Here is a 20,610-nt window from a genome sequence, read left to right on the forward strand (position 1 = left end):
GTCTGATTTGACGAAAAATCAGGCTGATTTTGAAGAGGAAGCAGTTTTTTGAAATTCAGGGGTGAAAAACCGAAGGTGGGGTTTGGTTTTTCACCATCCTGTTAGGCGGGGATGAGTTTATTGTATTGTTCTGCGGTTTCAAACATGAAAAAGAAATAAAGGATGAGGCTGGCCGGCTGTTACAAAGGTTGACCGAGCCGTATAGCCTGGATGGATTCCAGGTAACGCTTACTGTAAGTATTGGTGTGACTGTCTATCCTGCTGATGCTGTACATGATCCTGATACCCTTATTCGACATGCGGATCAGGCAATGTATCAAGCCAAGCGCTGTGGCAAAAATTGCATGCACTTTTTTGATCCTGTTAGTGAGCGTGAGTCCCTGGAGCGTCAAACACAGTATCAACGTGTGGCAGATGCATTGATGGCAAAAGAATTTTGTCTGTTTTATCAGCCTAAAATTGATTTGCATACTGGAGCTGTGTCTGGTGTTGAGGCTTTGATACGCTGGCAGCATCCTGAAGAGGGATTGCTATCACCCGCGAGATTTTTGCCGGTTATTGAGTCGACAGATTTGACACTTCAAGTAGGGGAGTGGATCCTGCATGAGGTCATGCGGCAGAAACAGTGCTGGTCTAGTCTCGGAATTAATCTCCCTGTGAGCATTAATATTTTTGCCAAGCATCTTCAGAGAGCAGATTTTGTCGAGCGACTAAAACTGATATTGGCAGACTATAAGGATGTTGATCCGTATTCGCTTGAATTTGAAATTCTTGAAACGACGGCCATGGAAAATTTGCAAGAAATAAGTCAGCGCCTGCAGGAGTGCAGAGATCTTGGTATTCGATTTTCCCTGGATGATTTTGGTACGGGATATTCATCGCTGACTTATTTGAGACAATTGCCGGTTGATGTGGTCAAGATCGACCGATCATTCATCTATGACATCCTCGATAATAAGCAGGATCAAGTTCTGGTGCAGGGGGTCGTTAGCATGGCTCGCACGCTCAATCGTCAAGTTACTGCCGAAGGAGTGGAAACAATCGAACATGCGATTCCTCTCATTCGTTTTGGTTGTGATCAGGCACAGGGTTACGGTATTGCCAAGCCAATGGCGCCAGAGAAAATTCCTGCTTGGGTAGCACAGTGGACCAAGCCTGCTGCATGGTCGGACTGCATCTGAATAAATTCACGCAGGAACGAGTATGCAGCCAGTGTTGGCTTGGGCTGAGAGCTGGCCTCTGTGATGCGCGATATATGCCCAGTCCCGGACGATTGATAACGCGCTTATTGAATAATTCTTGGGCAGGTATCAGATTGGAATGCCCCAATTTGTGGGGGGGCAAAAGAAAAAAGCACTTACGCCGAAACGTAAGTGCTTTTTTTGTTTGGTGCCCGGGGTCGGACTCGAACCGACACGCCTTTCAGCGGGGGATTTTGAATCCCCTGCGTCTACCGATTTCGCCACCCGGGCAGAGGAACGGGATTATCCACGAGACGCCCCTCTCTGGCAAGCAGGTGTCAGTCATTTTTTTTGAGGGCCAGCGCGTGTTCGTACAGTGCGTTGCGCGGTGCGCCAGTAATTTTCTGCGCCAGCGCGACGGCCTGCTTGAGCGGCAGTTCAGCCAGTAGCGGAATCAGTACGTGATCGTGCTCGGCAATGCTGGCAGTTTCGACTGCTGGTGCGGCGTCGATCACCAGCACGGCCTCGCCGCGTTGCTGGTTGCTATCTTGCTTCACCCAGTCTGCCAGTTGGCCAAGCGGTAGCCGCCGGATGGTTTCAAAGGTTTTGGTCAGCTCGCGTGCGAGCACCGCTTCACGTTCAGGGCCAAAAACCGCCTGCATGTCATCCAGACAATCGGCGATGCGATGCGGCGCTTCGTAAAAGACGCTGATCCAGGGCAGATGTTTGAGTTGTTCCAAGGTCTCGCGACGCTGGTTGCTTTTGGGTGGCAAAAATCCGTAGAACAGGCTGTGCGGGGCGGTGAAGCCCGATGCGCTGAGCGCGGTGGCCAGTGCGGAGGGGCCGGCTACGGGCACAACCGCAATGCCGGCCGCATGTGCTGTGGCAACCAGCACCGCTCCGGGGTCGGAGATGGCCGGGGTGCCGGCATCGGAAACCTGGGCGATGCTTTCCCCGGCCTTGATGCGTTGTACCAGTTTGTCTGCCACGGCGCGTTCATTGTGTTCACGCAAGCTGACCATGGGGGTGCCGATGCCGAAGTGTTTGAGCAGGTGGCCGGTGACCCGGGTATCTTCGGCGGCAATCAGGTCAACCTGTTTGAGTACCTCGATCGCGCGGGGCGTCATGTCGCCGAGGTTACCGATCGGGGTGGCCACCACATATAATGTGGAATTGCTGATTGCGCGGGGTTCGAGATGCACGCTGATGTTCTCCTGGGTAACAAGCCGGCCGCTTGGGGCAGATGCCTGCGTATGCTGGGTGCGGCCGCCGTACTATACGGCGCGACCTTGGCCGGCGCCAGTGCCGTTGCGGCCGAGCCGGCCATGCGCTATATCGCGGTGATTCTGCCGGCCAAAAGCCAGAACAAGGCTTTCAAGCTGGCTGCCGATAGTATCAAGGCTGGGTTGAAGGCGGCCGACAAGGTGCATGGTGGCCACAAGACCTATCCCATGCGTGTGTTCGATGTGGATGAACGTGAAGATTCCACCCTGGCAGCATTCAATCAGGCACAGAACGAAGGTGCGGTTGCGGTGGTGGGGCCGCTGACGCGCAGTGCTGTTAATTATCTGGCGGATTCGGCTGATCTCGGCGTACCGGTGCTGGCACTCAACAGTTTTGACCAGGACACCCTGCGGCGCCCCAAGCTGTACAGCTTCGGCTTGTCGATCGAGGCGGAAGTGCAGCAGATGGTGCGCGAAATGCGCAGTGAAAAGGTCAGCGTTCCGGTGGTGCTGAAGCTGGAAAATACGCTTTCCACCCGCATGCAGCGGGCATTTGCTGAAGCCTGGCGTGCCGAGACGGGCGTCGAGCCTGCTGTCATTTCCATTCGCAATGCGGCGGAGCAGGCCAATGAACTGCAGTCGAGGCTGGGAAAGGCCGATGCGGTATTTTTTGCCATGAACGGGCGCAATGCCAGCCTGGTGCGACCGTATTTGCCGGCGCATTGCCAGCTTTACGGCACCTCGCAGGTGGCGGTGGGGCGTACCGTGCCAGTGGATCTGGCCGGAATCCATTATGTAGAAATGCCTTGGCTACTTAATCCGGAAGCGCCCGAGTTTGCCGCTTATCCGCGCGAGCTCAATCGTTCGGATGACGAAGAGCGCTTGTTCGCGCTGGGTGTGGATGCCTGGTGGTTGGTGCAATTGCTGGCGCGCGGGGAAAACTTCAGTGCGGTGGATGGGCTGACTGGCTGGCTGCGCTTGCAGCCGGATGGCGTTATCGTGCGCGAAATGGTGCCGGTGCAGGCATCTGCGGCCGTTGCGTTGGCGCCGCCGCCCGCAGATGCCTCGCAGCCGGCGAGTGTGGTGCGGTGAACAAGCTGGGTGCCGAGGCGGAAGCCGCTGCCGCCAGATATCTGCAGCAGCAGGGCTTGCGCATTGTGACGCGCAACTGGTCTTGTCGCCAGGGCGAGCTGGATCTGATCGCGCGTGATGGCGATACGCTGGTTTTTGTCGAGGTGCGCCAGCGTGCTTCCAGTCGCTTCGGTGGCGCAGCGGCCAGCATCGGTGCGACAAAACGCGCTAAACTTCTGGCCGCAGCGCAAGTCTACCTGCAAACGCTGGCGGTCATGCCGGCTTGCCGTTTTGATGTCGTCTGCCTTGAAGGCGGGCAACTGGACTGGCTGAAAAATTGTATTGATGCGTCATGGTGACGCCGGAAAGGAAAGCATGGATTTGATGCAACGCATGCAGCAACATTTTGCCGAAAGTATCTCGGCCAAACAGATTGCGCTGGAAACCCTGTCTCCCCTGATGACTCAGGCGGCCGAAAAAATGGTGCAGACGCTGGTTGCCGACGGCAAGCTGCTGATCTGTGGCAATGGTGGATCGGCTGCCGATGCCCAGCATTTTGCCGCCGAAATGGTGGGCCGGTTTGAGCGTGAACGCCCGGGTCTGGGTGCAATTGCGCTGACGACCGATACCTCGGCGATTACCGCGATTTCCAACGATTACGACTACGACCTGATCTTTTCCAAGCAGGTGCATGCGCTGGGGCGCGCCGGTGACCTGCTGGTGGCGATTTCCACCTCTGGCAATTCGGCCAACGTGATCGCCGCCATTCATGCCGCGCATGATCGTGGCATGAACGTGATCGCCCTGACCGGGCGCGATGGCGGCCAGATCGGTGAACTCCTGTCCGGTGATGATGTCCACCTGTGTGTGCCGGTGCAACGTACCTGCCGCGTGCAGGAAGTGCATATCACCATCATCCATGCCCTGTGCGATGCCGTGGATTACATGCTGCTGGGAGGGGAATAAGCCATGAAGAAACTGATTGCGGCGCTGGTTGCCTTGGCAACGCTGACTGCCTGTGTCCCGCTGGTGTTTGTCGGTGGCGCGGCAGTCGGTATGTGGATTGGTTCTGATCCGCGCAGGCCGGAGACGATCAAGACGGACTTTGACATGGATGCACAGCTGGAGGCGAGAATCTCCGAAACCTACAAGGAGCGCGCCCATGTCAATGTCAATGTGTTCAACGATCTGGTGTTGCTGACCGGTGAGGTGCCCGATGCCAAGGCGCGCCAGCAGATCGAGCAGTTCGCTTGGGAGCTCGCCCGCAAGCCGCGCAAGGTTTACAACGAAACCGTCGTGGCGGCACCTTCCGCGTCCATGGATCGGCTCAATGACAGCCAGATCAGTGCCCGCGTGAAAACGGCGGTATTGGCAGAAGCCGGCGATGCGACCGCCGTACATATTCTGGTGACGACCGAGCGCCAGGTGGTGTACCTGATGGGTATCGCCAAGGCAGACCTGATCGAACGCGCGGCCGTGGCTGCGAGCAAGGTCAATGGTGTGCGCCAGGTGGTGAAACTGGTCGAAGTGGGCCCAGCCGGCCCGGCCGACGGCCGATAGTCCTGACTTGACTGCGCCTGACCCTGCTCCGATTGGTGGCAGCGTCAGGCGCTTTCCCTGATAACCAGCTCAAACCCGACATCAATGGTTCGCTGCGTTACGGGTTTTCCCCGTATCAAATCCAGCAGCATGTGCGCGGCCTGATCGCCGATTTCCGATCGCGGCGTGCGCACCGTGGTCAGGCGCGGTACCGAATGCGCACTCTGTTCCACATCGTTGAATCCGATCACTGCCACCTGTTCCGGAATGCGGATGCCCAAGCGCAAGGCTTCGAACATGGCACCCTGTGCCAGATCATCGTTGCTGCAGAAAATGGCGTCGACATCGGGGTGGCTGGCCAGCAGATCCCGAAACAGTGTGCTGCCCAGTCCGACGCATGCTGCTTGCGGCACGCAGCATTCCAGCGCCAGATCGAGCGATCCATGCTGGATCAGCGCGGTTTGATAGCCATGGTGGCGCTGCCGGGTGCGCGGGTCCATGTGCGCGCCGATAAAGGCAATCCGCCGCCGCCCCTGCAACAGCAAATAATTCACGGCTTGCATGGCCGCCGCGGTGTGCGATAAGCCCACACTGTAGCGGGTACTGTCGTCACTGATTTCCATGACATGTACGCACGGAATGCCGCTGGCCTGGATCAGCTTGCGTGTTTCCGGGTATTGGTCGAATCCGGTCACGATCAGGCCGCTCGGGCGGTAGGACAAAAAATTGCGCAACAGCCGCAGCTCCTGTTCCGGATCGTAGTGAGTGTTGCCGATCAGTACCTGAATGCCCTGCGGGAACAAAACCCCGTGCACGGCTTCTAGCAGATCGGAAAAAACCGTGTTGCTCAAGGCTGGAACCAGTACGCCTACGGCTGCGCTCTTGGACGAGGCCAGTGCCTGGGCGGCCTGGTCCGGGATGTAATTCAGTCGCTCGGCCGCCAGCTTGATCTTTTCGGTCAGTTCTGGCGTGACTTGACCTGTGCCGCGCAGGGCGCGCGAAACAGTCATCATGCTCACGCCGGCCAATGCGGCGACGTCGGCAAGACTGGTGCGTCCGGAGGCTCGTGTTTTTCGTTCTGCCATGGTGGTACAGGTGGCTCCTGCTGTCTGGGTAATCTGGTTGCATTTTACACTGGTTAGCGCTAACATTTGACTGAAATTTGTTGCGGAAGGCCCGGCAGGGTGTCTGGCATCTGTAAAAAACTTGTTATCTCGCTTTATTTATTGTTTGTGTGCGAATGTTTGGCTGATTGAATTGCCGGGTATGTCGCTGATAAGTGCCGTTTTTTTAACTGTGTTAGCGCTAACCTTGCGCTGTTGATTGTTGGGGATTGATGTCATGAAAGTAACCAAGCTCACTACCTACCGTCTGGCCCCGCGCTGGATGTTCCTGAAGATTGAAACCGATGAAGGTATCACCGGCTGGGGTGAGCCGGTGATCGAGGGCCGCGCACGCAGCGTGGAAACGGCTGTGAACGAATTGTCCGAATACGTGATCGGCAAGGACCCTTCGCGCATCAACGATATCTGGCAGGCCATGTATCGCACCGGCTTCTACCGCGGCGGCCCGATCCTGATGAGCGCGATCGCCGGTATCGACCAGGCGCTGTGGGACATCAAGGGCAAGGTGTTGGGTGCCCCGGTGTACGAGCTGCTGGGCGGCTTGGTGCGCGACAAGATGAAAATGTACAGCTGGGTCGGTGGCGATCGTCCGAGCGACACCATTGCCGGCATCAAGAAACTGCAGGCCATCGGCTTTGATACCTTCAAACTCAATGGCTGCGAGGAAATGGGCCTGATCGACAACAGTCGTACCGTCGATGCCGCCGTGGCCGTGGTTGCAGAAATCCGCGAAGCCTTCGGCAACAGCATCGAATTCGGTCTGGATTTCCACGGCCGCGTCGCTGCACCGATGGCGCGCGTGCTGATCAAGGAGCTGGAACCGTATCGCCCACTGTTCATCGAAGAGCCGGTTCTGGCCGAACAGGCCGAGTACTACCCGAAGCTGGCCGAGATGACCCACATCCCGATTGCTGCCGGTGAGCGCATGTTCTCGCGCTTCGAGTTCAAGCGCGTGTTTGCCGCTGGCGGACTTTCCATCGTGCAGCCTGATCTGTCGCATGCTGGTGGTATTACCGAATGCTACAAGATCGCTGCCATGGCCGAAGCCTACGATATCGGCTTTGCCCCGCATTGCCCGCTAGGCCCCCTGGCACTGGCGTCTTGCCTGCATGTCGACTTCGTTTCGCGCAATGCTGTGCTGCAGGAGCAGAGCATGGGTATCCACTACAACCAGGGCGCCGAACTGATGGATTACGTGCTCAACAAGGAAGACTTCCAGTTCCACAACGGCTATATGCTGCCGCCGAAGAAACCGGGCCTGGGCGTGGAAGTGAACGAGGAGCTGGTGATCGAAAACAGCAAGAAGGCCCCGGACTGGCGCAATCCGGTGTGGCGTCATGCCGATGGTGCCGTGGCCGAGTGGTAAAACCATTCTTGGCTATGCCGTAGGACGGACTTCAGTCCGTCGATCCTGTTGCTGATATCAATTCCTACAGGTTGTCGTGTTAAAACCTGACCTACGGCAGCGCTGGTTTAATGAAACCCCTCTCGCTGCTTTGACTCAGGCAGTATCTTTTCTTTTTTGTTGCTGGTGATGTGAATCCATGAATCCTCAACTGCTCGCCCTCGACTGGGGCACTTCCAGCTTGCGTGCCTTCCTGATGGCCGATGGCAAGGTGCTGGAAACCCGCCACTCGCCACATGGCATCCAGCATTTGCCACAGCCCGAACGTCTCGGATTTGAAACTGCATTCAGCCTGATTGCGGGCGGCTGGCTGGCGATGTGGCCGCATCTGCCGGTGGTGGCTTGCGGCATGGTCGGCAGTGCGCAGGGCTGGTGCGAGGCGCCGTATGTGCGCTGCCCGGCCGATGTGCAGACGCTGGCCGAACGCAGCGTGGCGGTGCCGTCGGGGCTGGGGCCGGATATCCTGATCGCGCCCGGCGTACTGTTCGATGATCCGCAGCAATTGCCTGATGTGATGCGCGGCGAGGAAATTCAGATCGCGGGTGCGCTGCTCATGAATCCGCAATGGGCAGGCTGTGCCACGATCGTGCTACCCGGCACGCACTCGAAATGGGCGCGGATCGAAAACGGCCAGATCGTCGACTTTGCCACCTACCTGACCGGCGAATTGTTTGCCGTGCTGAAGAAACACTCGATTCTTGGCCGTCTGATGTCGGACGATGAGCCGCTGGCGCGCGATGCAGAATCTGCTTTCGAGCTGGGGCTGGCCACGGCGCGTGATAGTGGCCCGGGCGATTTCCCGCACCAGATCTTCGCCACTCGCACCCTTGGCTTGACGGGAAGATTGCCGCACGCGGCGCTTGCTGAGTATCTGTCCGGCCTGCTGATCGGGCATGAACTGGTTGCGGGTATCAAGCACGCTGCACCGGATGCCCCGCTGGTGCTGATCGGCGAGCCGAAGCTGTGCCAGCGCTATGTACGCGCCCTGGCGTACCTGGGCAAACATGATGCCATCGTGCTCGACAATACCGCCCCGGCCGGACTCTGGAACCTGGCCTGCGCTGCCGGGCTGATTGCCACTCCATAACATCAACAGAATTCAAGGAAATCCAACTATGACGAATAGCACCCTGGCCAGCCGTTTTGACGCGGCCAATGCACAACTGCCGCTGGTGGCGATCCTGCGCGGCCTGAAACCGGAAGAAGCGGTCGAGATTGGCCAAGGTCTGTTTGAGGCCGGCTTTCGCCTGATCGAAGTGCCGCTCAATTCACCCGATCCGTTTACCAGCATCGCCGCCATTCGTCAGGCGTTGCCGCAGGACGCACTGGTGGGTGCCGGCACGGTGCTGACGCTGGAACAGGTGGCGCAACTCAAGGCCGCCGGAGGGGATCTGACCGTAATGCCGCATGCCGATACCGAAGTGATCCGCGCCGCCAAGGCGGCCGGCATGCTGTGCGTGCCGGGCGTGGTGACGCCGACCGAAGCGTTTGCCGCGCTGCATGCCGGCGCCGATGCACTCAAGCTGTTTCCGGCCGAACTGGTCACGCCGCAGATCCTGAAGGCGATCAAGGTGGTGCTGCCGAAGGCCACCCGGCTGTTGCCGGTGGGCGGTATCACGCCGGATACCATGCAGCCGTTTGTCGATGCCGGCGCGACGGGTTTTGGTCTCGGTTCGGCCCTGTACAAGCCGGGCCTGACCCGCGCCGAAGTGGTGGTACGGGCGCAGGCGTTCGTTGCTGCGTGGAAGACTTTGAAGCCCTGATTGCGAACAGGCCGGGTGTTACATCCCGGCCTTTGCGTGCAGATTCAGCAGCATTCCTCCTCGATGCTGTCGAGCAGCTTCAGCGCCTCGCTGTCGTTCTTCTGCTCGAACAGTTCCCTTATCTGATTCAGGTTGCTGTGAATCAGAAACAGATCGTCCGGACGCGGGCCGCTGCCGCCCGCAGCCTTTTTCTTGAAGTATTCCCAGAATGCATTGCTGTGCTGCGGATCGTCGATATAGCGGCGAATCAGCGCCATCAGCCCGGCAGCCTTGATATCGCAATCCAGACCGATAAAGCTGACATAGCGATCCGGCTTGGCCTGTTTGTCTGGATCGTCCTGGAACGGATTCTGGCAAGCGCAAGACATGGGTGATCTCCCGGCAGGAAAGGAAAGCCTCATTCTACGGAGATGCTCGACCGCTTTCTGTCGGCTAGCCGACACTTTGCGCCTGATCTTCCATTTCGCCTTCCTGCCAGCGCAGCAGGATTTCTGGATGCAGGATGCAGATCTGCCGGCGTGCCGGGCGGGCGATCACGCCTTCCTGCTCCAGTCGCCCGAAGAGGCCGGATACGGTCTGGCGCGTGCAGCCCAGCAGCAGCGATATCTCGCTGACTGACAGATCCAGCGGAAAACTGATACCGGGTTTGACGGGCAGCCCGCGCTGTCGGGCCGAGACGAGCAGAAAACGCGCCAGCCGCCCGGCCACATCGCGGAATGCCAGATCCTCGATCAGCGCGATGCTGTTATCCAGAATGCGGCCCAAGACCGGCATGACTTGTGCCAGCATGCCCGGTTCATTGGCCATCGTGCGGGCGAACTCCACCGTGGACATGCTCAACACTTCACAGGCCGTTTCGCAGCGCAGGTAAGCGCGGGTATGGGTGCTGAACAACTCGCCGGTGGTCAGATAGGCAAGCGTCAATTCCTTGTCGTCGCTGGCGATAAAGACCCGGATCCGGCCTTCGCGCAGCCACAGGATCCGGTCGCGGGCATCTTGGGGTGTACTGACCAGATAGCCGCGTGGCAAACGCTGGCGCAAGAACTTTTCTAAGAGGGGCGGGGAGGGATCGGCATGCCCGCAGGCAATGGCGTGAGGAGCATGGAACATGGCGTGGCCCGGCAAATGGTTGATGTTGATTGCAGAGCAAGGAGCGTGCCACAAGTGCTTTCTGGCCATGGCCGGATCTGGCCGATGCATTTTGCAGGATCGTCGTGGCTGATCTTGGCCGTGTTTTATAATTCAGCAACCTCTTTCATGGATTTTTCCAGCCATGCTCTATCTCTACACGCCAGACCAGCAAGACCTGTATTTGCAGCTACTGCAGCAATCCCTGCCGGATTGGCAAATCGCGGCCTGGCCAGAAGTGGTGGATGAAACCCGCGTAACCCACACGGCCGTCTGGGCACCACCGCCCGATTTTTTTGCGCGCTTTCCCAATCTGCAGGTGATCCATGTGATGGGCGCGGGGGTGGATGCGCTGCTGCAGCGCGAAGATGTGCCGCCGCAGGTGGCGATTTTCCGCCTGGCCGATGCCGGTATGGCGCAGCAGATGCAGGAGTACTGCCTGTATGGCGTATTGCATTACCAGCGCCAGATGGATGTTTACCGCCGGCAGCAGCTGGCCGGGCAATGGATTCAGCAGGCTACCCGCCTGGCGCGCGATGTGCGGGTATCGGTGCTCGGGCTGGGTGAGTTGGGACGCAAGGTGGCCCAATCCCTGGCTGGCATGGGGTACCGGGTCTGTGGCTGGAGTCGCCAGCCCCGGCAGATCGATCAGGTGCAGTGCTTTGCCGGGGCGGATGGCCTGCGCGCCTTGCTGGCGCAGACCGATGTGCTGTTCTGCGTGCTGCCTGCCACGGCCGAAACCCGGCATCTGCTCAATGCCGAAAGTCTGTCGTGGTTGCCCGAAGGGTCAGCCATCATCAATGCTGGACGCGGCAGCCTGATTGATGAATCGGCCCTGCTGGATCGGCTGGATGGCGGCAAGCTGCGTTTTGCCATGCTCGATGTCTATGCCCGGGAGCCGCTGCCGCCGCAACATCCGTTCTGGCAGCATCCGCGCCTGATCATGACGCCGCATGTGGCCGCCGATACCGTGCCGCAAGATGCCGTCGCGCAGATCGCCGCCAACCTGCAGGCACATGCAAGGGGTGAAACGGTGGCGGCCCGGGTCAGCCGCCAGCAGGGTTACTGAATTGGGCAAAACAAAAACGGCGAGCTTTTGAAGCTCGCCGTTTCCTTTGGCGCCTGGTGTTCAGTCCGGTTCCGACCACATCTTGCCAGCCGTGGCCCAGTTATGTTTTTCCACGTCGGTCAGGATGATGTCGACCGCGCTTGGATCGCAACCCAGTACGCGGCAGGTTTCCTTGGTCAGGGCTTCCACCAGTTCGCGTTTCTTTTCCGGCGTACGCCCGGCGAAGAGTTCGATATGCATGGTTGGCATGAAAATCTCCTTGTTGATAGGTTCAGACCGGGAGCCATGATGCAATGCCGGACGTCCCGTGACAAGCAGCGGATGAATGGCTAGCCGGCAGGGAAAACATGATCGGCAACAGCGCCTAAAATGGAAATGCCAGGCGCGCGCCGGCCTGGCATCTTTCCACCCCCGAACGGGGAAACGACCATGATCGAATATGGTTTGCTTGCGGGTGGCCAGTTCAGCTGGCTGCCTTCCGCCATGTGGTCTGCCATCAGGGAACTGCCCTGGCCGGTGATCGCGGGCGTTGCGGTGCTGCTGCTTCTGTTGTGGTGGCGGCGCTGAACCTGTGCCAGACCTGGTCGGGGGATGGCATTCATTGATCCCATTCCCCGCCGGTTTCGGGCAAAAGCTTACTGCTTGATGGCTTCCACGGCGATTTCGATTGTCACCTCATCGCCCACGTGCGGGGCGAACTTGCCGGCGTTGAATTCGGAGCGTTTGATCTTGGTTACCGCATTCGCGCCGATGGCATCCTTTTTCATCATCGGATGCGGCATCAGCTGGAAGCTTTCGAGGGCGAGGGTAACTGGCTTGGTAATGCCCTTGATCGTCAGATTGCCATCGACCGCCGTGGGCTTGTCGCCATCAAAATGCACCTTGGTCGATTTGAAGGTGGCAGTCGGATACTTGGCGGTATCGAAGAAATCTTCCCCCTGAATATGGCCGTTGAACGCTTCAAAGCCGGTATCCACCGATTTCATGTCGATGGTGACATCGACCACCCCTGTCTTGGCTGCCTTGTCGAGCACGATCTGGCCGCTGGTCTTGTTGAAGCGGCTCAATTGTTTGGAATAGCCAAAATGGCTGTAGGAAAAGCGCGGAAAGGTATGCGAGCCATCAATCACAAAGGTTTCCGGCGCGGCGAGTGCGGCGGCGCTGATGGTGGTGAACAGGAGTGCGGTCAGGGTACGTTTCATGGTGTTTTATCTCCAGGGATTGGTGCAAAAAATCATTGGCTGCTGGCGAGCATGCGGAATTTGATCTGAATATCGTTGGCCACAATGCCGAAGTCGGCCCATTGGCCTTCGCCGATGGCAAAGTCGGCGCGCTTGATCACAAAGCTGCCATCGAAGCTGGCCTGTTTGCCTTGAATCGTCACGGTTGTCGGTGCTACCACAGGCACCGTGCGCCCCTTGATGCTGAGCTGGCCGCTGACTTCATAGCGGTTGCCTCCCAGCGGCTTGATCGCGCTGGAAACAAAGCGGGCAGAAGGGAATGCCTTGGTGTTGAACCAGGATTTGTTGCCGACCTCGTCGTTGGCTTCCGGCGATCCGGCATCGATACTGGCCAGCTCCACATCCATGCTGGCCTTGGCGGCGGCTGGTTTGGCCGGATCAAAGCTCAGTTGGGCCGAGAATTTCTTGAAATGCCCTTCCATGCCAACGCCCATCTGCTTGTAGACAAAGCCAAGCGAGCTTTTGTCGGTGTGGACGGTTTTGAATTCAACCGCATGACCAATGGCGGGCAGGCTGAGGGCGGCAGCCAGCGCGAGCGCTGGCAGCGTGTGGGCGATACGCATAAGGTGTTCTCCAGTTTTTGTAATCAGGATGCGTGATGGCCGGGCAGCATCCGGCGCAGTACGTGGTCCTTGTCGATGAAATGGTGCTTGAGTGCGGCACCAACATGGCCCAGCACAACCAGAACCAGCAGCAGATTCAGCCTGCCGTGCAGGGTGGCGAGCACGCTGGCCAGTTCGCGATTGCGTTCCAGCAGATCCGGAATCGGCCAGAACCCGAACAGCACGGTCTGAAAGCCCATGGCCGAACTCATCAGCCAGCCAGAAACAGGAATTGCAAACATCAGCAGGTAAAGCAGTGCATGGCCGGCATGCGCCACGAACTGCTCCAGGCGGTTCATGTGCGCGGGCAGGGCGGGTGGGCGTTGCCACAGGCGCCAGGCCAGGCGCAGCCAGAGCAGTGCAAACAGGGTGATGCCGGCCCATTTGTGCCAGGAATAGAATTGCAGCTTGCGCGGCGAGAGTGGCAACCCGGTCATGTAGAAGCCCAGCAGCAAGAGGCCAAACAGGCTGGCAGCCATCAGCCAGTGCAGGGCCATGGCCGGAGTGGAGTATTTGTGGTGGGTATTCATCGGCGTACTCGAATTTATGCAGGTTGAAAGGCGAAGGCATCCATGGCGATGACGTAATCATCGATACCGGCATGCAGGCGGATGACTTGGGCATCTGCAGTGGCCGCACCCAGTGCCACATAGAGCGGCAGCAGGTGTTCATCGCGCGGGTGGGCTTGTCTGGCAGCCGGTGCCTGATTGCGGTAATCCAGCAGGGCAGGCAGATCGTGGGCCTGCAGTTTTTGCCAGAACCAGTCGGAAAACGCGCGGACATAGTCAGGTGCCTGATGGTCGCTGCCATGTGCCCGCTGGAAATCGGCCAGGTTGTGCGTGAGGTTGCCCGAGGCGACAACCAGAAAACCACGTTGGGTCAGCGGCTGCAGTGCCTGGCCCAGCCGATAATGGTGTTCAGGGCCGAGCCGGCTTTGAATCGAAAGCGGCAGCACCGGGATATCGGCCTCTGGAAACATGATGCGCAGCGGAATCCATGCGCCGTGGTCCAGCCCCTGCTCAGTGGCAGCCTGAGCCGGGAAGCCGGCGGCCTGCAGTGCGGACAGCACTTCCTGGCTGGCCTCGCGGCTGCCGGTGGCCGGGTAGGTGATGGCGTACAAATCCTGCGGGAAACCCCAGAAATCATGGATGGTTGCAGGCCGCTCGGCAAAGCCGACCATGGCTTGCGGAGTATCCCAGTGCGCGCTGATCACGATGATTGCGCGCGGCCGCGGCAGTTGCATGGCGGCATTGCGCAAGGCGGTGCCGGTTGCGCCCGGATGCAGGGCAAATGTCGGTGCGCCATGTGGCACGAACAGGCTGGGCAAAGGATTGAGTCTGGCATTCATGATCGTTCTCCGTCTTGGAATCCACTTTAATGATTTCTTTTGTGCTTAAATAGCCAACAATATGCAAATGATTGTTGCTATTTATGCAACAGGAGGGGGCGATGGATCGGCTGGATGCCATGCAGTTATTCGTTCGGGTGGCAGAACTGGGCAGCTTTTCGGCCGTAGCGCAGCAATTGGGCGTGGCGCGTTCAGTGGTGACCCGCCAGATTGCCGCGCTGGAAGCCCATCTGGGCGTCAAGCTGTTGGCCCGCAGTACACGGCGGCTGTCGCTTACTCCTGGGGGGACTGCCTATCTGGAAAAATGCCGGGTGATCCTGAATCTGGTGGAAGTCGCGGAGACCGGAATCGCCGAGGAAAGACAAATCCCGCGCGGCCTGATCCGTCTGAGTCTGCCGCTGGTCTATGGCCAGAAATATCTGGCGCCGCTTTTGCTGGAATTCTCCAGCCTGTATCCGGAGGTGGAGCTGGATATGGAATATTCCGATCGCCGCGTCAATCTGATCCAGGAAGGGATCGATATGGCCGTGCGCATTACTTCCCGGCTGGATCCCGGCGATGTGGTGCGCCGGCTGGGTGGCGGGCGCATGGTGGTCGTGGCTTCGCCGGATTATCTCGCCCGCCATGGCGAACCGCGCCATCCTTCCGAATTGCTGCACCATCAATGCCTGGGCTATACGGAAATGGCACACGGGCAGCGCTGGGGATTCATGGTGGATGGCAAGCTGGAAATGTTTCCGATCCAGCCGCGTTTGCGGGCCAATAACGGCGATGTGCTGCTGCGCGCTGCCGCCGCTGGGCTGGGAATTGCCTATGAAACAACCTTTTCGGCACAGGAGTGGCTTGATGGCGGCGTACTGTGCGAAATCCTCTGTGATTTTCCCATTCCAGAACTGGGTATTTACGCGGTATTGCCCAGCAATCGTTTCATGCCACATCGTTTGCGGGTATTGCTGGATTTCCTGGCACAAAGACTTGTCAATTCAGATGGCTGAATCGATTTTCGGAATATTGAAATGGTGCGGGAAATTGCAAAAAAATACCGACTCCCTAAAGAGTCGGCGTGAGGGAAATTGCTAGGTGTTTTTCGTAGGTATTTGCCGGTGTTTTTATCTGAAATGAATTAGGCTGCGGCAAATATGCAAGTGATGCCTGATTGCTGTTGATGATAGAAAATCGGTATAGGGTTTGTCCAATCCAATTTTTGGATCGTGTCATTCTGTATTTGAATTGAGTGCATGATCAATTGCCATGCTGCATCTGTGTATTTTCTGCCAGCGTGCGCAGCGAAGCGAAGTGCCTGGATGCGAAGTCGCGGAAGGTTGCCAGTGCCGGGTTGTTGCTGTCGGCCCGCCAGATCATGCTGGTTTCGGCGAGTATGGCTTCGTGCCCCAGCGGGCGGTAGGCCACGCTGTCGGTATAGAGAATGGCCACGGATTCCGGCACGATCGAAACCCCCAGCCCGGCGCGAACCAGGCCCAGAATGGTGTGCGATTCATCAATATGCTGGATATAGTCCGGCACAATGCCGCGCTCGTTCAGCAGGGTGGAAATGAGGGTGTAAAGATAATTGCCGGCTGTCGGGGTATAGGTAATGAACGGCAAACCATGCAGGTCCTCCAGTTGAATTACCGTCTTCTCCGTCAGCGGGTGATCCATCGGCAATGCCGCAATCAGTTTTTCACTGGCAATGCGTTCGCGTGTGAGATTTTCGCGCGCGGGCAGCGAACGCATGAATCCCAGATCGATGGTATTGGCTTCCAGCTCATGAATCTGCTCGATCGAAACCATTTCCTTGAGAATGATGTCGATATGCGGCAATACCTTGCGAGCGGCCACTACCAGCTGTGGCATCAGCTCTACGCCGGTCACCGAAGTGAACCCGATCACAATACGGCCAACTTCGCCTGTGCTGGCGCGACGCGCGGTGATGGTGGCCTGCTCGGTCAAGTGCAGGATACGAAGCGCATCGGGCAGAAAGATTCGCCCGGCTGCGGTCAGGCGCACGTGCCGGTTGTTACGCTCAAGTAATTGCACCCCAAGGGTCTGCTCAAGCAACTGAATCTGCCGGCTCAAGGGGGGCTGGGTCATGCACAGGCGTACGGCGGCGCGGCCGAAATGCAATTCTTCGGCAACGGCTACAAAGCAGTTCAATTGGTTGATATCAAGTGCCATTTAAAAACTGAATCCGGTAATACAATTTCTGGTTTAGACCGGCTGGCTGTAAGGGATTACCATGCGAGCCAGTTCGTCCATCAGGGCGTGACCGCAGATTTGCTCGGTGCGGCCATCAGCTCTGTTCTTGATGATTCGTGTGCCGGTTGGCATTGCCGCAAGGCGCCGGGATACATCCATTCTCAGCAGGCCGCTGCCTTAGCGGTTTACAGGTAAACACCATGCAAAACAACAGTGAGCTTGCCATCATATCAGCTGGAGAAGCACCGACGTTGCGCAAAACCCGGGTGCGCTGGCTGATCGCCGTTGTCCTGTTCCTGATCACGGTGATCAATTATGCCGATCATGTCGTGATTTCACTGGCCGGGCCGATCATGGCCAAGGAGCTTGATTTCGATTCGGTCACATTGGGCTACGTGTTCTCGGCCTTCGGCTGGTCGTATGCCGTGGCCCAGATTCCGGGCGGCTGGTTTCTGGATCGATTCGGCTCCAAACTTGTTTATGCCTCCTGCATTTTCATCTGGTCGCTGCTGACCTGGATGACGGGGGCCATCGGTTTCTTCAGCGGATTTGCCGCAGTGGCAAGCCTTTTTTCTCTGCGCTTTTTGATCGGAATCTTCAAGGCACCGGTGTTTCCTGCCAACAGCCGGATTGTGGCTTCCTGGTTTCCGGCGAGCGAACGGGCCACCGCATCGGCGATTTTCAGTTCCGCCCAGTATGCCGCCACGGTGTTTTTTGCCCCGCTGATCGGCTGGCTGATTCGTGATTTTGGCTGGCAGTCGGTCTATGTGCTGATGGGCGCGCTGGGGATGGCGTTTCTGCTGGTGTGGCGCAAGCTGATTCATGATCCCAAGGATCATCCGCTGGCCAATGCTGGTGAACTGGCGTTCATCGAGCAGGGAGGGGCTCTGGTCAACATGGATCAGGATCGCAAGAACGGCAATCGGGCCAAAGGCCAGACATTGGCCCACATCAGGCAGTTGCTGACCAACCGCATGATGGTCGGCATCTATCTGGGCCAGTACTTCACCAATGCGCTGACGTATTTCTATATCACCTGGTTCCCGGTTTATCTGGTCCGGGAAAAGCACATGTCCATTCTGAAAGCCGGTTTTGTTTCGGTGATTCCAGCCTTGTGCGGCTTTGCCGGCGGGCTACTGGGCGGGGTGATATCGGATGCCATGTTGCGGCGCGGTTTTTCCCTGACCGTGGCGCGCAAGACGCCCATCGTCATTGGCATGCTGCTGTCGATGACGATGATCGCCTGCAACTATATCGATGCCGAAGCGGCGGTCATTTTCTTCCTGGCGTTGTCATATTTCGGCAAAGGCGTGGGAGCGCAGGGCTGGGCCTTGAATGCCGATACTGCGCCGAGGCAAATTGCCGGGTTGTCCGGCGGCCTGTTCAATACCTGTGGCAATATTTCGAGCATCACCACCCCGATTGCCATCGGCTACATCGTCCAGACCACCGGCTCATTCAATGGCGCGCTGCTTTGGGTGGGTTTGCATGGACTGGCGGCCATTGCCGTTTATCTCTTGCTGGTAGGCGAAGTGAAACGGGTTGAATTGCGCTGATCCTGATCTGGTGCGGGTTGCCCCGGATTCGTTTGCCGTTTGATTGAACTTTAAACAATCAAACGGCAAACGAATCTTGATCATCAGCCCGCCGTCCAGCCACCGTCGACATACAGAATTTCGCCCGTGATGAATTCTGAACAGGGTGCAAGCAGAAAGGCCACCGGGCCGACCAGCAGATGCTTTTCGCACAGGCGTCCCTTGGGCAGGCGGCTGATGACCCAGTTGTAGACTTCCTTGTTTTCAAGAATGTCCTTGTTGATATCGGTCAGCGTGAAAATCGGCGCCACGGCATTGACGTTGATGCCATGCGGAGCAAGCTCCACTGCCAGCGATTTGGTCAGGGTATTGAGTGCGCCTTTGCTGGCCGCGTAGGCAGAATAGCCAGCACGCCCTTGCGAACCGCGTACCGATGAGATGTTTACGATGCGGCCGGACTTTTGCGCCAGCATGGCCGGGCTGACTGCCTTGCAGCAGATCATTGCGCCGGTAAGGTTGCTGTCGATGACTTCGCGGAATTTCTGGATATCGAAGTGGCTGACATCCTGGATGTGCGTGGTACCGGCACAGTTGACCAGGCCATCGATCCGCCCGTATTTGGCCAGCACCTGTTCCACCATGTGTTGAACCTGGGCTTCGTCGGTGATATCGACGGCCATGGCTTCACCAGCCAATTGTAGGTTTTTCAGATCAGACAGCGCCTCATCGAGCAGGGGCTGGGATCGGCCAACCAGAATGGGGATGGCGCCGAGCTGGGCCAGGCCGAAAGCGATCTCGCGCCCGATACCACGGCTGGCGCCGGTAACGATGCATACCCTGTCATGCAGCCCATACATCTCTTGTAATGTGTATTGCATGAGCCAACTCCTGTCAGTGCAGAAATGATTTGTTCAATGATAGCGGAAATAAAAAACGGCCCGGTCGAGGAGGAAACCGGGCCGGATACTCACACTCGGATATTACTTGGCATCACGCACGGCATCGATTGCCTTGAGTTCGGCTTCGCCACCGAACTTGCCGATGAACGAAGCGCGCACACCCTTGGTAGCGTCGGCAAACGGAGCCGGATCGATTTTCTCGACCACTTGTACGCCAGCCTTCTTCACTTCTTCCACCTGCTTGGCGATGGCTTCGTTGTTCAGCTTGCGCTGCAGTTGGCCGGCTTCGCGCGCAGCTTCAACCAAGGCTTTCTGCTGGTCGGCCGGCAGTGCATCGAACTTGGCCTTGTTCACGGCCACGATCAGAGCGCTGTAAGCGTGGTAGGACAGGGTCAGGTGCTTCTGCACTTCGTACAGCTTGGCCGACACAAACACACCAATCGGGTGTTCCTGCGCATCCACCGTCTTCATTTCCAGCGCGGTATAGAGTTCAGCCAGGGGCATCGGTACCGGGTTGGCGCCGAGCAGCTTGAATGCTTCGATATGCACCGGAGCGCCGGTGGTGCGCATCTTCAGGCCCTTCACGTCGGCCGGGGTGCGGATCGGACCCTTGGAGTTGGTCATCTGGCGCCAGCCGTTATCCCAGAAGGCCAGACCTTTCAGGCCAATCGTATCCAGCTTGGCGAGCATGTCCTGGCCGACCTTGCCATCGAGCACGCGGTAGGCGTGGGCAGTATCCTTGAACAGGAACGGAATATCGAACATGCCGACCAGCGGGACCAGGCCGCTGAAGTTGTTGGAGCCGGAAACCAGCATGTCGATGGTGCCGCCGCGTACACCGGTAATGGCAGCCTGGGCGTTACCCAGGGTGCTGTCCGGGAACAGCTTCAGATCGAGCGCGCCATTGGTCTTGGCCTTCAGCAGTTCGCTGAATTTCTGGCCGGCGATGTACTGCGTATCGGTACGCGGGGCTTCGGAAGCAAAACGCAGCGAGGTGGTGGCTTGTGCCGCACCGATGGTGGCGGTCACCAGGCCGGCTGCCAGAAGGGAACGCAGGGCGATAGATTTGAACTTCATTTCAACTTCTCCTAGTTAAGAAACCACACAAAACTGCACACAACCTGCTGCCATTAAATGGTTGTTGGACTGACAGCAGGGCATGTTCTTGGGAATCACAACATCCAGCCCAACGGGGTGAGGATCAGCGCCGGGAACAGGGCAAACAGCAGCAACAGGGCCAGCATGGCGCCCAGGTACGGCAGCACACCCTTCACGCATGCCTCGAA

At 58.0% G+C, this 20,610-nt stretch carries 24 protein-coding genes and 1 tRNA gene; 12 read left to right on the top strand and 13 right to left on the bottom strand.

Going from position 1 to position 20,610, the window contains the following annotated elements; genetic code table 11:
• Positions 1-98 precede the first annotated feature (98 nt).
• Complete coding sequence (locus AC0KVQ_RS14805) at positions 99-1,181, top strand: putative bifunctional diguanylate cyclase/phosphodiesterase (protein ID WP_473421975.1); 1,083 nt, start codon at positions 99-101, stop codon at positions 1,179-1,181.
• 206 nt (positions 1,182-1,387) lie between these two features.
• Here AC0KVQ_RS14805 and AC0KVQ_RS14810 read toward each other — a convergent pair.
• Together AC0KVQ_RS14810 and rsmI are read right to left on the bottom strand one after the other, a co-directional pair.
• A tRNA-Leu gene (locus tag AC0KVQ_RS14810) sits at positions 1,388-1,472 on the bottom strand.
• A gap of 47 nt (positions 1,473-1,519) precedes the next feature.
• A complete protein-coding gene (gene rsmI / locus AC0KVQ_RS14815) occupies positions 1,520-2,383 on the bottom strand; it encodes a 16S rRNA (cytidine(1402)-2'-O)-methyltransferase (RefSeq protein WP_473421951.1) in 864 nt (287 codons plus the stop codon).
• Between rsmI and AC0KVQ_RS14820 the strand changes: the two genes are divergently transcribed.
• Genes AC0KVQ_RS14820 through AC0KVQ_RS14835 form a run of 4 tightly spaced genes read left to right on the top strand, consistent with a single transcriptional unit; the run spans position 2,378 to position 5,035 of the window.
• On the top strand, positions 2,378-3,496 hold the full coding sequence (locus AC0KVQ_RS14820) for a penicillin-binding protein activator (protein ID WP_473421952.1): 1,119 nt from the start codon (positions 2,378-2,380) through the stop codon (positions 3,494-3,496). The genes rsmI and AC0KVQ_RS14820 overlap by 6 nt on opposite strands.
• Positions 3,493-3,834, top strand: a complete 342-nt coding sequence (locus AC0KVQ_RS14825; protein ID WP_473421953.1) for a YraN family protein — start codon at positions 3,493-3,495, stop codon at positions 3,832-3,834. The genes AC0KVQ_RS14820 and AC0KVQ_RS14825 overlap by 4 nt, the downstream gene beginning before the upstream one ends.
• 16 nt (positions 3,835-3,850) lie before the next feature.
• Positions 3,851-4,441 (top strand): phosphoheptose isomerase, encoded by a 591-nt coding sequence (locus AC0KVQ_RS14830; protein ID WP_473421954.1) that lies wholly within the window; start codon positions 3,851-3,853, stop codon positions 4,439-4,441.
• Positions 4,442-4,444: 3 nt separating this feature from the next.
• Complete coding sequence (locus tag AC0KVQ_RS14835) at positions 4,445-5,035, top strand: BON domain-containing protein (RefSeq protein ID WP_473421955.1); 591 nt, start codon at positions 4,445-4,447, stop codon at positions 5,033-5,035.
• A gap of 44 nt (positions 5,036-5,079) precedes the next feature.
• Here AC0KVQ_RS14835 and gntR read toward each other — a convergent pair whose 3' ends face one another.
• A complete protein-coding gene (gntR, locus tag AC0KVQ_RS14840) occupies positions 5,080-6,099 on the bottom strand; it encodes an HTH-type transcriptional regulator GntR (RefSeq protein ID WP_473421956.1) in 1,020 nt (339 codons plus the stop codon).
• 256 nt (positions 6,100-6,355) lie between these two features.
• On the opposite strand from gntR, the gene dgoD reads away from it, so the two are divergent.
• The 3 genes from dgoD (at position 6,356) to AC0KVQ_RS14855 (ending at position 9,306) form a co-directional block, all read left to right on the top strand.
• Positions 6,356-7,504: a galactonate dehydratase gene (gene dgoD, locus AC0KVQ_RS14845; RefSeq protein ID WP_473421957.1), complete on the top strand. Its 1,149-nt coding sequence runs from the start codon at positions 6,356-6,358 to the stop codon at positions 7,502-7,504.
• A gap of 178 nt (positions 7,505-7,682) precedes the next feature.
• On the top strand, positions 7,683-8,630 hold the full coding sequence (locus AC0KVQ_RS14850) for a 2-dehydro-3-deoxygalactonokinase (RefSeq protein ID WP_473421958.1): 948 nt from the start codon (positions 7,683-7,685) through the stop codon (positions 8,628-8,630).
• 28 nt (positions 8,631-8,658) lie between these two features.
• Positions 8,659-9,306 carry a 2-dehydro-3-deoxy-6-phosphogalactonate aldolase gene (locus AC0KVQ_RS14855; RefSeq protein ID WP_473421960.1) on the top strand — a complete coding sequence of 216 codons (648 nt, stop codon included), beginning with the start codon at positions 8,659-8,661 and terminating at the stop codon, positions 9,304-9,306.
• 44 nt (positions 9,307-9,350) lie between these two features.
• Here the strand turns inward: AC0KVQ_RS14855 and cowN are convergent, their stop codons facing one another.
• Together cowN and AC0KVQ_RS14865 are read right to left on the bottom strand one after the other, a co-directional pair.
• Positions 9,351-9,674, bottom strand: a complete 324-nt coding sequence (gene cowN, locus AC0KVQ_RS14860) for a N(2)-fixation sustaining protein CowN (RefSeq protein ID WP_473421961.1) — start codon at positions 9,672-9,674, stop codon at positions 9,351-9,353.
• Between the two features lie 64 nt (positions 9,675-9,738).
• Positions 9,739-10,416, bottom strand: a complete 678-nt coding sequence (locus tag AC0KVQ_RS14865) for a Crp/Fnr family transcriptional regulator (protein ID WP_473421962.1) — start codon at positions 10,414-10,416, stop codon at positions 9,739-9,741.
• A gap of 163 nt (positions 10,417-10,579) precedes the next feature.
• On the opposite strand from AC0KVQ_RS14865, the gene AC0KVQ_RS14870 reads away from it, so the two are divergent.
• Positions 10,580-11,503, top strand: coding sequence for a 2-hydroxyacid dehydrogenase (locus AC0KVQ_RS14870; RefSeq protein ID WP_473421963.1), 924 nt, complete (start codon positions 10,580-10,582; stop codon positions 11,501-11,503).
• Positions 11,504-11,563: 60 nt separating this feature from the next.
• On the opposite strand, the gene AC0KVQ_RS14875 is transcribed toward AC0KVQ_RS14870, so the two are convergent.
• Complete coding sequence (locus AC0KVQ_RS14875; RefSeq protein ID WP_473421964.1) at positions 11,564-11,752, bottom strand: 4-oxalocrotonate tautomerase; 189 nt, start codon at positions 11,750-11,752, stop codon at positions 11,564-11,566.
• Positions 11,753-11,932: 180 nt separating this feature from the next.
• Here AC0KVQ_RS14875 and AC0KVQ_RS14880 point away from each other — a divergent pair, with 180 nt between their 5' ends.
• A complete protein-coding gene (locus AC0KVQ_RS14880; RefSeq protein ID WP_473421965.1) occupies positions 11,933-12,070 on the top strand; it encodes a hypothetical protein in 138 nt (45 codons plus the stop codon).
• A gap of 68 nt (positions 12,071-12,138) precedes the next feature.
• On the opposite strand, the gene AC0KVQ_RS14885 is transcribed toward AC0KVQ_RS14880, so the two are convergent.
• Genes AC0KVQ_RS14885 through AC0KVQ_RS14900 form a run of 4 tightly spaced genes read right to left on the bottom strand, consistent with a single transcriptional unit; the run spans position 12,139 to position 14,694 of the window.
• Positions 12,139-12,705 carry a YceI family protein gene (locus AC0KVQ_RS14885; protein WP_473421966.1) on the bottom strand — a complete coding sequence of 189 codons (567 nt, stop codon included), beginning with the start codon at positions 12,703-12,705 and terminating at the stop codon, positions 12,139-12,141.
• A 32-nt stretch (positions 12,706-12,737) separates the two neighbouring features.
• Positions 12,738-13,307, bottom strand: coding sequence for a YceI family protein (locus tag AC0KVQ_RS14890; RefSeq protein WP_473421967.1), 570 nt, complete (start codon positions 13,305-13,307; stop codon positions 12,738-12,740).
• Between the two features lie 23 nt (positions 13,308-13,330).
• On the bottom strand, positions 13,331-13,876 hold the full coding sequence (locus AC0KVQ_RS14895) for a cytochrome b (protein WP_473421968.1): 546 nt from the start codon (positions 13,874-13,876) through the stop codon (positions 13,331-13,333).
• Between the two features lie 14 nt (positions 13,877-13,890).
• Complete coding sequence (locus tag AC0KVQ_RS14900) at positions 13,891-14,694, bottom strand: DODA-type extradiol aromatic ring-opening family dioxygenase (protein ID WP_473421969.1); 804 nt, start codon at positions 14,692-14,694, stop codon at positions 13,891-13,893.
• A gap of 101 nt (positions 14,695-14,795) precedes the next feature.
• On the opposite strand from AC0KVQ_RS14900, the gene AC0KVQ_RS14905 reads away from it, so the two are divergent.
• Positions 14,796-15,689 (top strand): LysR family transcriptional regulator, encoded by an 894-nt coding sequence (locus tag AC0KVQ_RS14905; RefSeq protein WP_473421970.1) that lies wholly within the window; start codon positions 14,796-14,798, stop codon positions 15,687-15,689.
• A gap of 247 nt (positions 15,690-15,936) precedes the next feature.
• Here AC0KVQ_RS14905 and AC0KVQ_RS14910 read toward each other — a convergent pair whose 3' ends face one another.
• Positions 15,937-16,869 (bottom strand): LysR family transcriptional regulator, encoded by a 933-nt coding sequence (locus tag AC0KVQ_RS14910; protein WP_473421971.1) that lies wholly within the window; start codon positions 16,867-16,869, stop codon positions 15,937-15,939.
• 221 nt (positions 16,870-17,090) lie between these two features.
• On the opposite strand from AC0KVQ_RS14910, the gene AC0KVQ_RS14915 reads away from it, so the two are divergent.
• Positions 17,091-18,446, top strand: coding sequence for an MFS transporter (locus AC0KVQ_RS14915; RefSeq protein WP_473421972.1), 1,356 nt, complete (start codon positions 17,091-17,093; stop codon positions 18,444-18,446).
• Positions 18,447-18,529: 83 nt separating this feature from the next.
• Here AC0KVQ_RS14915 and AC0KVQ_RS14920 read toward each other — a convergent pair whose 3' ends face one another.
• Together AC0KVQ_RS14920 and AC0KVQ_RS14925 are read right to left on the bottom strand one after the other, a co-directional pair.
• On the bottom strand, positions 18,530-19,303 hold the full coding sequence (locus AC0KVQ_RS14920; protein ID WP_473421973.1) for an SDR family NAD(P)-dependent oxidoreductase: 774 nt from the start codon (positions 19,301-19,303) through the stop codon (positions 18,530-18,532).
• 102 nt (positions 19,304-19,405) lie between these two features.
• Positions 19,406-20,401, bottom strand: coding sequence for a TRAP transporter substrate-binding protein (locus tag AC0KVQ_RS14925; protein ID WP_473421974.1), 996 nt, complete (start codon positions 20,399-20,401; stop codon positions 19,406-19,408).
• Between the last annotated feature and the right edge of the window lie 209 nt (positions 20,402-20,610).

It is taken from the genome of Formivibrio sp. oc-25 (assembly GCF_055810895.1).